The organism is Lysinibacillus sp. NPDC096418 (assembly GCF_044762775.1).
Classification (GTDB): domain Bacteria; phylum Bacillota; class Bacilli; order Bacillales_A; family Planococcaceae; genus Lysinibacillus.
The window spans coordinates 27,932-41,438 of record NZ_JBIWEY010000039.1 but is presented as its reverse complement, the minus strand read 5'-3'; the positions used below and the strand labels follow the sequence as shown (position 1 = coordinate 41,438).

At 34.1% G+C, this 13,507-nt stretch carries 15 protein-coding genes and 1 pseudogene; 5 read left to right on the top strand and 11 right to left on the bottom strand.

The window, feature by feature from the left end; translation table 11 throughout:
• The first annotated feature begins 446 nt into the window (after positions 1-446).
• The 3 genes from ACIQZG_RS21025 to ACIQZG_RS21015 all read left to right on the top strand — a co-directional run bounded on the left by ACIQZG_RS21025 (position 447) and on the right by ACIQZG_RS21015 (position 2,178).
• Positions 447-779: a phosphoglycolate phosphatase gene (locus ACIQZG_RS21025; protein ID WP_402757538.1), complete on the top strand. Its 333-nt coding sequence runs from the start codon at positions 447-449 to the stop codon at positions 777-779.
• A 249-nt stretch (positions 780-1,028) separates the two neighbouring features.
• Positions 1,029-1,316 (top strand): hydrolase, encoded by a 288-nt coding sequence (locus ACIQZG_RS21020; RefSeq protein WP_402756964.1) that lies wholly within the window; start codon positions 1,029-1,031, stop codon positions 1,314-1,316.
• Positions 1,317-1,647: 331 nt separating this feature from the next.
• Positions 1,648-2,178 (top strand): hypothetical protein, encoded by a 531-nt coding sequence (locus tag ACIQZG_RS21015; protein ID WP_402757536.1) that lies wholly within the window; start codon positions 1,648-1,650, stop codon positions 2,176-2,178.
• Positions 2,179-2,476: 298 nt separating this feature from the next.
• On the opposite strand, the gene ACIQZG_RS21010 is transcribed toward ACIQZG_RS21015, so the two are convergent.
• The 3 genes and pseudogenes from ACIQZG_RS21010 to ACIQZG_RS21000 all read right to left on the bottom strand — a co-directional run bounded on the left by ACIQZG_RS21010 (position 2,477) and on the right by ACIQZG_RS21000 (position 3,900).
• Positions 2,477-2,857: a hypothetical protein gene (locus ACIQZG_RS21010; RefSeq protein ID WP_402757534.1), complete on the bottom strand. Its 381-nt coding sequence runs from the start codon at positions 2,855-2,857 to the stop codon at positions 2,477-2,479.
• A 56-nt stretch (positions 2,858-2,913) separates the two neighbouring features.
• Positions 2,914-3,708 (bottom strand): annotated as a pseudogene (locus ACIQZG_RS21005) (DNA cytosine methyltransferase).
• Between the two features lie 21 nt (positions 3,709-3,729).
• A complete protein-coding gene (locus tag ACIQZG_RS21000) occupies positions 3,730-3,900 on the bottom strand; it encodes a hypothetical protein (RefSeq protein WP_402757532.1) in 171 nt (56 codons plus the stop codon).
• Between the two features lie 214 nt (positions 3,901-4,114).
• Between ACIQZG_RS21000 and ACIQZG_RS20995 the strand changes: the two genes are divergently transcribed.
• Together ACIQZG_RS20995 and ACIQZG_RS20990 are read left to right on the top strand one after the other, a co-directional pair.
• On the top strand, positions 4,115-4,438 hold the full coding sequence (locus tag ACIQZG_RS20995) for a DUF2642 domain-containing protein (RefSeq protein WP_402757530.1): 324 nt from the start codon (positions 4,115-4,117) through the stop codon (positions 4,436-4,438).
• 9 nt (positions 4,439-4,447) lie between these two features.
• The gene (locus ACIQZG_RS20990) at positions 4,448-4,879 is read left to right on the top strand and encodes a tyrosine-type recombinase/integrase (RefSeq protein WP_402757528.1); all 432 of its coding nucleotides are present in this window, start codon (positions 4,448-4,450) and stop codon (positions 4,877-4,879) included.
• A gap of 856 nt (positions 4,880-5,735) precedes the next feature.
• Here the strand turns inward: ACIQZG_RS20990 and ACIQZG_RS20985 are convergent.
• From ACIQZG_RS20985 to ACIQZG_RS20950, 8 genes are all read right to left on the bottom strand, one after another.
• Entirely contained in the window at positions 5,736-6,896 is a 1,161-nt protein-coding gene (locus ACIQZG_RS20985) for a hypothetical protein (protein ID WP_402757526.1), read from the bottom strand.
• A 101-nt stretch (positions 6,897-6,997) separates the two neighbouring features.
• Positions 6,998-7,768: a C39 family peptidase gene (locus ACIQZG_RS20980; RefSeq protein WP_402757524.1), complete on the bottom strand. Its 771-nt coding sequence runs from the start codon at positions 7,766-7,768 to the stop codon at positions 6,998-7,000.
• A 694-nt stretch (positions 7,769-8,462) separates the two neighbouring features.
• Positions 8,463-9,296 (bottom strand): hypothetical protein, encoded by an 834-nt coding sequence (locus tag ACIQZG_RS20975; protein ID WP_402757523.1) that lies wholly within the window; start codon positions 9,294-9,296, stop codon positions 8,463-8,465.
• Between the two features lie 125 nt (positions 9,297-9,421).
• A complete protein-coding gene (locus ACIQZG_RS20970; RefSeq protein ID WP_402757521.1) occupies positions 9,422-9,706 on the bottom strand; it encodes a hypothetical protein in 285 nt (94 codons plus the stop codon).
• 38 nt (positions 9,707-9,744) lie between these two features.
• Complete coding sequence (locus ACIQZG_RS20965) at positions 9,745-10,026, bottom strand: hypothetical protein (protein WP_402757520.1); 282 nt, start codon at positions 10,024-10,026, stop codon at positions 9,745-9,747.
• A gap of 385 nt (positions 10,027-10,411) precedes the next feature.
• On the bottom strand, positions 10,412-10,696 hold the full coding sequence (locus tag ACIQZG_RS20960) for a hypothetical protein (RefSeq protein ID WP_402757518.1): 285 nt from the start codon (positions 10,694-10,696) through the stop codon (positions 10,412-10,414).
• Entirely contained in the window at positions 10,693-11,256 is a 564-nt protein-coding gene (locus tag ACIQZG_RS20955) for a hypothetical protein (RefSeq protein WP_402757516.1), read from the bottom strand. Before ACIQZG_RS20955 ends, ACIQZG_RS20960 begins: the two co-directional genes overlap by 4 nt.
• Complete coding sequence (locus tag ACIQZG_RS20950) at positions 11,256-13,460, bottom strand: tape measure protein (protein ID WP_402757514.1); 2,205 nt, start codon at positions 13,458-13,460, stop codon at positions 11,256-11,258. Before ACIQZG_RS20950 ends, ACIQZG_RS20955 begins: the two co-directional genes overlap by 1 nt.
• Positions 13,461-13,507: the final 47 nt, after the last annotated feature.

The following is a 13,507-nucleotide window of genomic DNA, read 5'->3' as shown; positions in this document are numbered from 1 at the left end:
TCGCTTAAATTATACCAAAATGGGGAGGTGCCCTTTTTTTATTGTTTGAAAGCCCTTGATACCGAAGGGATCGGAATTATGAAATCAACTCAATTGAATTTAAAATAAAAAATATAGAATTTACTCATAATCAAAAAGAAAACTCCGAAATTGTAGAAAAAATAATTTCTAATCCAAGTTTATATCGTAAGGGAATTGCGAATGAAGCAATAAAATTTAAAGAGAATTTAATGCGGTAGATTACAATTACCGCATTTTTTTTTTGCAAAAAATCTTTCTACAGACAATCCTCAAATCGTTCAGTAATTACTTGCATATTATTAATACCAAAACTTACAAAATTATAAGTTTCATGTAATCCAAATTCAATTGTTAATACTAATATTGAGTTATAGAATTGCTATTGTTGAAAAACAAAAAGAAACATGAATTGAGGAAGAATTTTAATGAAAGACAAACGATTTAAATTTTTATCTATTTTTGGTGGTATTGCAATTATTGTCCTAGCTCTATCAGCTTGTGGTATACCAAAAGAATTTAGCGAAGAAGATTGGCCAAAAACTAAAGAAAAAGCAATACAAGTTACTATCGAGCATATTAAAAACGAAAACAATAGTGATGTTACAATAGATGAAGTTAGCTCTTCAGGTGAATTAGCAAGACATGAAGTATATTTAGAAGGTCATGTTGTTGGTAATGAGAATAAGAAAATATCTGCTGTTGTAGATACTTCCGAAGAAGATTATCAAGTAAAAAGTGTTGATATGGACGCCAAATAATAAGAATAAGCTACTTCCTAAAGAACCCTTTGAACTGTTAACTTAATTGTTAGCTGTTCTTTTTATTGCACATTTTTTATCTAACGTACATTAATGAAATCTTAAAATGGACTAGTAACCATTTTCTTTTTTTGTAAAATTAAATCATTACTTAATAGACAAATTACCAATCGAATTTCTTTTTCTATTCATATATTAATAAAGTAAGGTAAACGTTACCTTAATAAAATGGAAAAGGAGGTATTCATTATGGGCAATACTATAAATAATAGACCTAATTCTGGTTGCTGTGATAAACATGGAAAACAATCCAGCAATCGCTGTAAAGGTTGTGTTTGTAATCAATTAAGACGCTTGCAAACTCAAACTGAAGTTGATCTCTTCTTATTTGGAGGTCAGGTTATAGAAGATGTTGTTTTTATTACCTTTGACCCAAAAGATTGTTGTGCATTCTTTAATGATCCAACGACAGAACCTGGTTCAACAATTATCGTTGACTGTCAGGATATTCAAGCTATTCGAATAGAAGCAGACTAATATCTACGGGGTCCCTTCTTTATAAGTGAAGGGACCCAATACAAAATCAGCTATCACATCTGGATTCACTTCTAATTTTCGTTTTACAACTACACATTTTGATAAATATTGTTCAGTAACTTTTACGTTATGCCTTTGCATTTCATTTTTTATGTTGATTGAAAGTTGAGAATGTAACTATTTTATAATATAAGACTCAAATAAACATTTAGTTCATTATTTGTCCTCCTACTTCTCTTTTCCATAGAACTGTGACTTAATGGATTAAAAATTACATATGTTAATTCCAGATGTAATATAATTAAGAAAGGAGTGTGATATTATTTTACTGGTGAAATTTAAAAAGCAAGATATTAACTCGTTAACGTTGCCCGATCTTAGTCAAAAATGCTTTGAACCACTTATTGATTTTTATAAAAGCGGAATATCAAAAGAAACGAATCTTAATCAATTTAAAGAACAATTTTACGAGCAATTATCTAAAGGTCAAAGAGCATTATTTATATTCTCTACCTATTTTAATCATGCAAGTAAATCTCTTATTGAATTTTATTGGTGGAGTGCTTATTACTATGCTCAACCTAAAAGTTGGTTAGCTCTTAAATCAAGTGCTAAATATTTTAAGGATGAATCCTTGCTTTCTCTATTTGAAAAGATTGAACTCGTATTTAGACAACATAATTATCCGATTACATTAGAAAACTTTACGATCACACGTGAGGGCCTAGACAAAGACATTGAACTTCAAGCTTCTATTCCTCCACTTCATTTCATTTTTGAAACTACAGTTCCGCTGACAGTTAGAAAAATCAATGAATATATTGAACAAAACATACTTGAATTTGTTGAAATAATAGATTAGTTTTTACAGTACATCATGCGGCATCTTGGTAAAGGTGCTGTTTTTTATGAACAATCAACTTCTATCACAATACTTCATCAAAATCTGTAAAAACTATTCTCTTTCAGAAATGGTACTCTTTTATTCCTCCACAACAAGGGCATTTAAAGTTATACGTATGAGAAACATGGTCACAATGGATACATAGCATTATTACTTTCTCATTGGGCAATGTTCTAGCCAATTCCATTTATCTTCCCCTTTTACTGCACAATTTTATCTGACACGTTCCTCAAGATGTGTATTACTCAGTTACAGATTAACCATTAAAGCTGTCACCTAACTGAGCATAGTTGGCAACTTTCCATGCAAAGTGTGTCATTTCAATAGAGCCTTCTTCTGCAACAAACCTGTCAACATCTTCATCTTTGTAACCTAAGTGCATTATCTTTTCTCGGTTTTCGTTGTTATCTATGCATGTTACTGTATAAAGGTCATCTCTATCATTGTCATAATCAAGCACTGGAATACTATTTAAAATTTCTAATTTAATTATGATTTTAGGAAGTTTTACATTTACCCATCTTTCAAAACCCTCTAATTCAACAACTACTGGACCAATACCCATAAACTTAAATTCGTCTCCTAAGCACGTTGTTATAGCACCTTCGTACTCTACTTTGTCGTCCATTTTTAACATCTTCATTTCTCCTTTCTTTACTGAACAATATTTATCGATTAATAAATCATCTGTAGCTACCCTGTTGTATCTGCAATTAAGTCCTTTGCGTAATCCTCATTTATGATTACTTCAAATATTGTCTCTAACTCTTGTACAACAAAGTTGTTACCAGCCAATGCATATAGCGTAGCGCTACGACAATTTTCTTTTTGCGGAAACTCTTTAAGCATTAAATCATAATCCACATCATCGAATCCCATCAATCTCCACCACTCTCGTTCTGTTGGATATCTATAACGACCATCAGTCATTTTAAATACACCAACACTAGGGCAACGATCTGTACGTTCTGTAATGGTGTTACAAACATCAGTGATTGTTTTTATATAACGGAACTTTGATTTATTACGTTCAATTTCTTCTGGTGTAGCTAAATCTTCTAAACGACTTAACATCGATGGAATATAAACAACGTACTTTTCAATATTCTTAATTTCATCATCAGGCTGCTTAAAATCACTCATTGGTCTCAACGTTTTCTTTTTAACTTTGCTGAAATCGAAAACGTTATTCCCTAGTATGCTTATACATAATACCCGTTCTCTCGTTTGTGGAATACCTCTATCCATTGCATTAGATACCTGATAAGAATTTGTATATCCTAACGCTTACATATCACGTAAATAATCATTAAAAATCGGACGTTTCTTTTTAAATAACGCGCAACGCACATTTTCCCAGATATCTACTTTTGGTCTCCATTCGCCCATTTCTCGAATAATACGAATTGTTTGGAGCATCAGTTCAGAACAGCCTTTATCATCATTTAAGTTTGCTGCGCTATTATCTTTGCAAGGTGTGCCATGCACTAAAATGTCGGGCTTCAAGTCTCAGCCTCTTACATCTGGTGGATTGTATCTGAATGGATTCATTGCGATATAAGCTTTTACTCGATTATGTTTCCACTCAACATAATCAATCGTTTTTACTTCTACACCTAGATTTTTCAAGGCTTTGATATCAGCACCAATCCCTCCGAAAAGGAATAACAATTTGATCACTTAATCACCTATTCACTGCACAAAATTTATCCAATTTACTTAGCTGGCTCACAGTCCCTCTTGGAAATACATTTATCTTATTCACCATCATTTACTGTCCAATTCCCCTCGATTAGTCCACATAATTTAATCCATTAGTTCTGGAACACCGCATAGGTATTTGTCATATGTTAAAAAAATGATTTTCTACTTATGACAAAGGAGTATGCAACATATGAATAGATTTGTGTTCTATGGCTATCCGCAAACCTATGTCTCATTTCCACCCCCGTATTATTATTGGAATGAAGTCGTAAAGAGTAATGAAATTCTGGTAATGCCTGAAAATGTTATGTTCACGACAGCTGTTGAGCCTAAATTTACTGAGCATTTGATTCAACACAAAGGGTTAATGATTGTCATCACGACAACTGTCGGCAAATTGATAGGTACTCTAGATAATGTTTTTATCGATCACGTTACTCTTCTTGTAAACGGAAAATTACATCACATAAGATTGCGTGAAATCGTTTATTTTGAAAAAGCAGAAGAAAAATAAGCACTGAATGTGTGCCGAATTCATCATAAAAAAAATGATATCGTCAAAAAATTCCCAATACATGAAAATATCAAAAGTATTTTAATGAATTATAAAGAGTGGTATGACAAAACCATGGAAGCTTATAAATTTCGTAATCCAAACGGATATGTAATTGTTACGTATGTAGGTGAGCCAATTGGTGAACGCTATTTGAAACGCATCATAGACTTACTGTGTGAGCGAGAAAATATAACACACTTTACCCCTCACTACTTACGGCACACATTTGTTACGATACAGCTATCAAATAACATTCCTGTTTCGACATTTGCAGCTTTGGTTGGTAATATGCCTGAAACAATTTATAAAGTTTACGCACACTCATTTGAAAAAGATGAAATACAAGCATCTAATTTAGTGGATGAAATCATTACTTTAAGTTCATTTCAAGAATACTAGGAAATTTAAAAAAGATGAATTTGGGGTACATTTTTGGGTACATGCTTTTCTCTACCCTTCTCCGTCAGAATGGCATGTAAATATTCCGACTAGATAACCTGCTACAAACGTTGATATATCAATGTTTGTAAATAAAAAAACACTCATATTTAACATGAGTGTTTCGTGAATATTAGGATAACCATTTAGGCGGCGTATTTTTTTCCCAGTAAATTAATGAGGTTGCATACTACAGTTTAAAAGAAGTGTTAAACATTAATATATCAACGTTTAATTAGGTTTAGTTTATTTTTCAAATACGCAAGACAACGCATAATAAAGTATTAATTTGGGGCGAGTTGGGGCTAAGTTGGGGCTGTTAGAAACACATAAAATATGGCGAGCGTGTGTACAGGAATGGGTGAGGAATTTTTTATCATTCTTATTTTAGTGTCAGCACCATTCTGGTTACTACATCATATTAAAGGTTCTTCTAAACCGAAGTACCTTACAAGTATCTTCTTCCAACTCACCACTTAAAGCAAAGTTATTTCTTCTAGTTCAAACTCATCACTCATTAAATATTTACTTTTTTCGCTTTAGTTTAAGTAGCCTCCCCATAAACAGTAAGCCCGAAATATAAAAAAGCGCACCTTTTTGGTACGCACAACGAATAGCCGTTTATCTGAAAAAATTTCAGATAGATGACCATTCATCGTATGTACTGAGAAGGTGCACCTATTATTTGATTAAGGCTTACGATACAAATGTTTTTTTGTATTCTTTTTTAGCAAGAACCGATTTTGGAGTAGGGCCAAAATTAGAATAAAATGTCCTCATTGTCCTCATACAACTTGGTCGTACAAGAAAACACTCTTTAATGTACTACTTCATAATTTTTTAATAAAGTTTCAAAATCATAGTAATTAAATTTATTCAAACCTTGCTCCGTTCTTTTATTAACTATTAAATCCCCTGTAGCATTTCTAAAATAATTATAAATACTATTTTCTTTTGGGAATTTCAATGTGGTAATTTCTTCTGACAGATAGTTAAAAACAGTAATTACATTATTATTTTCAAAAGTATTATAAAAATATGCAAAATCACTTTCACCTTCATAATATTCTATAAAACGAAACCCTGACGGATTTTCTTTATAAAAAGCATCTGGTATCTCAACTGGCTGTAATTTATTATTAATCAGTTTGAAAATGAATACTCTTCCATTTAGTGTATTTAAAATAAAATACTCTTTTTCTTTATATATTTTAAAAATAGCATCATCTTGATCAACTAAAGTTTTAGATGGCTTTAAAAAAGCCTTTAGATCAAAAGGATAAATACTAACTTGTTTTCCAGTTAAGTCATATTTAATAATATTATATTCATGTTCATCATCATTTGCTGTAATAGAAAATGCATATATATAATCTCCGTCAACATCTAAACTAGGAAGTATCTCTCCTTTTTGGTCTTTTATTTCCTTCTTTACTACGTTTTCTTCTTTTCCATTAACAGGATTAAATGCATCAATAGAATATTCAATGCTTGATTCATCCAATGAGTTCGGACCGAATAGAATTACATTATTTTTCAACGTATAAACATAAGCAAGTGATGGATTAGTAATCCACTTTTTTATTATTTTAGAACTTTTATTTTTTAAGTTGATTTCTGCTAGTATATTATTGTTATTCTGAGTAAGTGATAGATATAAATTATTACCATTTAAAACTTTACTGCCAGAATAAATTGAAACATCATTATATGAACTTAATATATTACTCTTCTGATCTGCAAAGCTATATTCATGAAGAATCTTTTTTGCCAAGTCTGGTTTTTCGTCATTAGTTTCATCGGTGAAATAATATAAATTTTCATTATTAAAAAAAACTATTTCAGCATCGTTGTCTATTTTCAGCGGAATATTTAAGACGGTGCTTTCGGTTGTAGAATCCATAGGTCTGTCTGAAGAACACGCAGACAGCAAAAATGATATCAAAATTAGGATTCCTAAATGGCATATTTTTTTCATAAGAAAACTCCATTCTTCACTGCAACTTTTAAGTAGTAAACATAAGAAACTAAAGAAGTAGAGTTAGCTCGACCTCTTTAGTTTTGAAAAGCAAATAATTACTAGTATGCGATTTGTTTTGCGAAGTGATTATTAGTAGCTGTATAAATTTCATTACTTGTTACCCAGTAAGATCCAGTGCTAGATGCGTTAACCCATCCAATGTAGGGATCTGTCACCCGGATGCTCTTACCATAATTACTATAACCTGACATATTCATGTAATGCCCACTTGATGTATATGTCCAGTTACCACCTTTAGCAATTTTTAATCTAAGAATTGCAGGAGAACCATTTCTAACTGCATATTCAGGAATGCCTCGAATGAGATCCTCATCCGGACTACTATGAACCATATAGGAATGTTTGCTCTGATTTTTATTAATATAGGTTACCATGTTAGCAAGGTTACTTCCGTCTGTAGTTGTTCCTATTCCTGAAGCAATAGTATCCTGGGTATTTGAAGAACCATTAATGAATTGAAGTGTTTGTTTTACTGTCGCTGGTCCGCAATAATAACTATACGCCTGTTTAAAGTAAGGCACACTATGTGAACCCGATTCAGTATTTGAACCAAATAAAGATATACCGCTTTCAATTCTCTTTACAAGAGCTTCATGTTCATCAAAACGTTCATTAATTCTAATTTCATCTTCTTTAGAAGTGGCATCTTTAAGTAGGTTTTGTCTTTGTTCTTCAAGCGGAATATATACATCATCCATAGAGTCTCCACTTGGTCCAATAACATCCGAATCTGCGGAAGCATTATTTATAGCTACACCTGAAGATAATAAACCTACTAATAACGACATGGCAACTGTTTTTCGAAACATTAGAACAACCCCTTTAATATATTTTATTGTTTATTAATATAATTAAGATGAACAACCTTACTTATACTTGCGCAACCGGTACCGATATTTAAATTGTGGTCCATCACTAAAAGTCGTGGATGACATTTGATGAAAGAACAGATTTTTGTGTTGAGTGTAAAAAGATTTTTATTACTTTAAATCTGCTATAGCACACTTGCACTCGAGTTAATTTAATATTACCTTTCCAATATCCGACATTTCAACCGACAATATTCCTGTCGGCTACCGACAATATTCCTGTCGGTTACCGACAATATCCCTGTCGGTTACCGACAATATCCCTGTCGGTTACCGACAATATTATGAGTTTTTTTAATATATAGAACGTGAGAAAGTCTAATAAAACACCGATAAGCTATTTGTTAAATTTAGTACTAAAAATCAGAACAGTATTAATACTAACTCAAACTTCGCACCCAAATAATCACGTCAAAAGCTTGACACTATAAGATATGATTGGTACACGTTATGTTCCTTGACAGAAATTTGGGTATATAAAAACACCTCATTCTTAGCAAAGTAGCCATTAAGTACACAGAAATTAGAATCGATTTTCAATAAAACATCCATGAGCTTTTCGCTCCCAACTATGACATGAAAATAAATTATTTACACAGAAAAAAGCACTCACATCGTAGAAAGTGCCTTCCAGTTATAATCCCCACTGATTCTTTAGCTTTGTAAGAAATTTCATCTTGCTGCCATCATCGCCACAAGCATCAGGATGAAACTTCTTGGATGCCATGCGATAGATTTCTTTTAACATAGTTTTTTCATTTTCGTTGTAGTTACTATTAGAAGCTGTTGAGTAACTACTACTAGAACCTCCATAATCGCGATTGAATCTTTTAAAGAATTCTTCCTCGCTACGTCTTTTATAATCCTCTTGGGCCTTCCTTGCTTCATCAGCTGCACCTTTATCAGCTATCAACTGCTCAAGGTACTCTTTGTTTCTTACATCGCCAAACACATCATAAATTCGGTTGTAAGTACCGCTTCCATATATCTTTTCAAACTCATTCCTAACATTTCTATGCGTACTTAGAATAGCCATGTGTTCTTGGTGTACCTTGTATTCTTCTGCTTGTCCGTACTCTGCTCTTATTGCTTCCTCAATGGGATTTAATTTATCGTAAATCATTTTAAATAGCTTGCCTCTTGAAATGCCCATTTCTGAAACTTTTGCTTCAAGTTTTGAATGAATGATTTTATCCTCAACGCTATATTCAATCAACTCATAATAACTCATTGTACAGATCGCCCATTGTTTCTTTTTAACCTTGCCATTTTCTCTATATGAATGATGAATACTAATCTTGTAGGCATCCAGTATAGGACGTTCAAAGCGTTCCTCTCCAAAGTGGTGGGTGTATACCGTTATCTCTTCGCCATCAACTGTATAAACGTCCATATCAACTAACAATTCCTTTGGAAAACCGTATTCATCAGGCTTTTTCTTTTGTATTTTCTGAATGACACAAAACATTGTAATAGCTCCTTTCGCTGTAGTTACTTAACAAGTGGATATAGTACCTACATAATGAATTGAAAGGCTGTCCAATTATGGACAACCTCTATTTTTGTGTTATAATTTCACCATAATTAATTCAGTTAGCCGACTGAAATTGTGAAGCTGTCGTTCCCGCGACGGCTTTTTTCTTTTCCTGAAGTTAAACTCTTAACCCACTCTTGCACCTCCGCATAGTCTTTTGGTTGTTTGCCTGTCATACGAATGAATGAAGCGGTATTTGTGCGTTCCGCCAGTGAGTTCCAACGATCCTTATAAAGCTCCTCTAAAACAACTGTTTTCATTTTTACATTTTGGCCAACTATGTCGTATTCCGCTTCACCTACATATTTAACGTTTTTTACACCTTCAAATAAACTCTTAATCATATCCAATTCCCCTCTCCTGATTTAAAAAGTGTTATGAATCAGCTATCTTGCAAAGATATTTTAACTGTATGCAATAAGTCTTTTAGTAGCGATTCGGCATGATAAAGGTTGTCACTCACTATGCTATTGAAAACGCAGTAGCGGTGGTAATCATGAATGATACCTGCTTGTACCGACTTATCTTCTTTAACATCGTAGCGACCGAAAAATTTTTCTTCGACTAGCTGTTGAGTATAGTGAGCCTTTTCTAAAATCTCTCGGATATCCGCTAATGCATCTACTGTATCTGTTAAACTGAATTCTACTTTTGTTTTTGCCATGTTCTTTGCTCCTATCTACTGTTTTTTATTGTGTTGTTATTAATTGTCAAACGTTTTGAGCCCTTATACTATAATGTAGTTACTTAATAAATGATGAAAGTACCTACGTTTTATGGGTAATTTTCATCTCTTTGGGGCTACCTAGTGGGGCTAGTCCATTTTGTACCCTCGTTAAACCGTTGATAATTCTACACATTTTGTGTTCGCTGTATTTTAGGGTAGGTAAAATATGCTATAATTTATTTATCGTGTACATGGAAATTCCTAGGATGTGGTGCTGTAAACACCGCAGCTATTTTAATGCGATTTCAGCATAACTACTTCAACTGAATTAAGAAGCAGCTAGATTTGTTTGTAATATAACTGCTTCTTTTATTTAAATACGCTAAATACACCCTTTTTCTGTAAGCCAAATCATACTGTTATTATCTCGATGAGCAAGCTTCTTTACATCATTGATTATTACTATAATGTTTTTTGGTTTCAAAACAATATTGTGCTTCATTTTCAAGTTCTCCTTTACTGCTTGCGCTGCGTGATAAGCTTCAAATAGCCCCATATCAAGCATTTCATCACTTACTCCGTCCGGCATACCTTTTACCTGCCAACGCACTTGATACAGTCCTTTAGGATTGGAATGTGCTTCTATAATAATTTTATTTACTGTCATCCATAAACACCATCCACTCTAAATTGTTGATCATTCTTTAAACTTCGAGTAATTTCTTTGATTACATCATCAACGTCCACTTTTTCATTTATATCGCCTGTGAAGTAGAACTTTGGCTCACTCTTAATATGTTGTACAACCGTTTTACTACTATTCATAATAGGTGAAGCTGAAACCTTCTCGCGTACCTCTTTTGATACAACAACATCATGTCTAGATAGTGCATTCAATGATTGTGAAACATAGTCGTTTAACTTTGCTGCATAGCCCCCGACATTTGATAAGTCACCAATCTTATTCAGAACTTTACTCAACACACTACCTGCAGTGTCCTCAAAGGTGTTGTTAACTTGTAAATTCGGTGTTAGTGACACGATGTTGTTAATCGCCTTACCTTCTGCGATATCTTTGAATAGCTCTAGATATTCGTCGGCTAGATTTATCTTATCTTCAATCTTTCCAACCGTATCCAACTTACCACCCTTTAATTTACCCTTATTTGGATCACCAGCTGCAGCTAGACCTGACTCTGACGGTGCTGTGTTCATAACGTTATCCATTAAACTAGCTTTATCACTAAAAGGATTTTCTTCTCCCTTTTTTCTCCTAATCCAAACAAATTTTTAGCTTTATCAACCAACTTGCCTAATTTTTCACTACCTGCCATTGAAAGCGATTGTCCTGCTTTATTACCCTTGGCATACACATCACCTAAGTTTTCATATTCTAAGCGTTCAAATTGCTTTTTTACTGGAGCAGAAGGCATTGTTATGCTATTCATATAATCTTGTGCTGTATTCATTCGATCTAAAACCACTTTGTTAGCTCTTGTCGGTGCATCAATTAGATTCTGAAATTTGTCAGCAAAATTTGAGGCGCCATTGCTCATCTTTAAATCTACTGTACCGATTGTAGAAAGATCCGTATCCAATACACCGTTAAGTAAACCAATGAATGAATTCACACCACCGATTGCGCCATTAATGAGATCTGATATTCCTCCTAGCGCACTATTTATGGTATTGAAAATTCCATCTGCTATTCCACCCACAACTTTTAGCACCATGGTACCCATCGTATAGAACGCCATCTGCACGCCGTACACTGCATCATTGAAGGTATTTGCAATCCATTCAGCGGTAGTGATTACCTTATTCCCTATAGCATCCAATACGATTCTAACCATCAAGTTAAATGCAATCCATGCTAATTGTGCAAAATAAATAGCTTGATTCCACGTGTTAACGAACCATTCAGCCACAGTAATAGCTAAGTTAGCTACACCAATCAAAACATTGTAGAAGGCTGCGCCGAGCCAAGAAATACCGCCTACAATAGCACCTATAACCTCAGCAGTTTGTTCTTCCCACATAATCATCGCATTCACAACTATCGCTATCACTGCAATAAAAGCTATTAAAATCCATGTGCCTGGAAAGGCTAGCAATGCCATATTTAACCCCCAGACAGCTGCCGTTTGAGCTAATGTTGCACCTGTAGCGAGCATTGAAGCCGCAGCCATTACACCTAACGCGAAAGTTCTAGCTGCTTCGTAAGCTGCTACTACCATCATTACTCCTCTATATACCAATAAAATTGCCAAATAGGAGCTTAATGCTGCTGTCGCGGTCAGAATAACAGGACCTATCAAAGCCCATGTATTTTGTAACATATCCCCAAAAGAAGCAACTCCGTTATAAACTTTTTCTAAAGTATCAAACACTAATGATAGGCCTGAAATAAATAGATTCACAAAAATCATTGCATGTCCTGCAAGTACCCCAAACGCATCCGAGTTAACAAATTGTCTGAATCGAATAAACATCGGTTCAAACGCTTTTTGTGCCCAGTTATTAAAAACTGTCATGGCATCTGCAAATGTTAATGGCATACTATTAAATTTGTCTTCAATATCTTTTGCGGCACCAAATAGTGCTGACTTGATAATATTTGCTGTTATAGTACCTTCAGAACTCATCTTTTTGAGTCCATCCATACCAACCCCAGTTGAATCAGCAATTGCTTGGGCTAATAATGGCGCATTCTCCATAATAGAACGGAATTCATCACCTTGGAGTCGACCAGCCGCCATCGCTTGCGTCAATTGATACATACCTGCTTGCTTTTCTTGTGTTGAAGCACCAGACACTGAAAACGACTTGTTCATTAACTCTGTAAAGCGAATGGCTTCGTCATTACTCCCGAAAGCATCTTTAGCTAAAAGATTTAGTTTCGCGACACTAGCGGCCGTATCGTTATAAGAACTCAAACTACGCTGTGAAGCTTTATATATTTTATCTTGTAGTTGTGCCTGTGTTTGTAGTCCATCATTAACATTGTTTAAACGGGCATTTGAATTAGAATAATTGTCCGACGCTTGAGTAAACTTATTAAATCCGTTAGCAATACCTTGAATTGACAAGTACGCAGCTGCAAAACCTGTGAAACTTACAAGTAGCCGTCGTACGCTACTGGTGGCTGCATCAGCCCCTGCGCTTGCACCACTAAAACCACTCCTAAGACGATTACCAACGTTTTGCCCTTCACTACCGGCTTGGCGAGCACTTGCTCGCAATCTATCGAAGCTAGCATTCGCACTTTCAATGTCACGCCTAGCACGCTGTAAACTACGCATATCCATACTGCTACTAGAAGCTGTATGCATCTGTTCCATCGCACGAATAGTACTGTTCATGGATTTCATCATTTTATTGAGCGTATTTGTAACACGGTCAGTTAATGTCATTGTTGTATTTACTGCCATATTTTTCACTTCCTTTAGTATTATTTCACTTTTGTGATTATTATTTT

Bases quoted from the DNA above. Each gene is read 5' to 3' on its own strand.
- ACIQZG_RS20960 (WP_402757518.1), bottom strand. From the start codon at position 10,696: ATGACAGTAAATAAAATTATTATAGAAGCACATTCCAATCCTAAAGGA.
- ACIQZG_RS21020 (WP_402756964.1), top strand. From the start codon at position 1,029: ATGGGCAATACTATAAATAATAGACCTAATTCTGGTTGCTGTGATAAA.
- ACIQZG_RS20955 (WP_402757516.1), bottom strand. From the start codon at position 11,256: ATGGATAACGTTATGAACACAGCACCGTCAGAGTCAGGTCTAGCTGCA.
- ACIQZG_RS20965 (WP_402757520.1), bottom strand. From the start codon at position 10,026: ATGGCAAAAACAAAAGTAGAATTCAGTTTAACAGATACAGTAGATGCA.
- ACIQZG_RS20995 (WP_402757530.1), top strand. From the start codon at position 4,115: ATGAATAGATTTGTGTTCTATGGCTATCCGCAAACCTATGTCTCATTT.
- ACIQZG_RS20970 (WP_402757521.1), bottom strand. From the start codon at position 9,706: ATGATTAAGAGTTTATTTGAAGGTGTAAAAAACGTTAAATATGTAGGT.
- ACIQZG_RS20950 (WP_402757514.1), bottom strand. From the start codon at position 13,460: ATGGCAGTAAATACAACAATGACATTAACTGACCGTGTTACAAATACG.
- ACIQZG_RS21010 (WP_402757534.1), bottom strand. From the start codon at position 2,857: ATGTTAAAAATGGACGACAAAGTAGAGTACGAAGGTGCTATAACAACG.
- ACIQZG_RS20980 (WP_402757524.1), bottom strand. From the start codon at position 7,768: ATGTTTCGAAAAACAGTTGCCATGTCGTTATTAGTAGGTTTATTATCT.
- ACIQZG_RS20985 (WP_402757526.1), bottom strand. From the start codon at position 6,896: ATGAAAAAAATATGCCATTTAGGAATCCTAATTTTGATATCATTTTTG.
- ACIQZG_RS21025 (WP_402757538.1), top strand. From the start codon at position 447: ATGAAAGACAAACGATTTAAATTTTTATCTATTTTTGGTGGTATTGCA.
- ACIQZG_RS20975 (WP_402757523.1), bottom strand. From the start codon at position 9,296: ATGTTTTGTGTCATTCAGAAAATACAAAAGAAAAAGCCTGATGAATAC.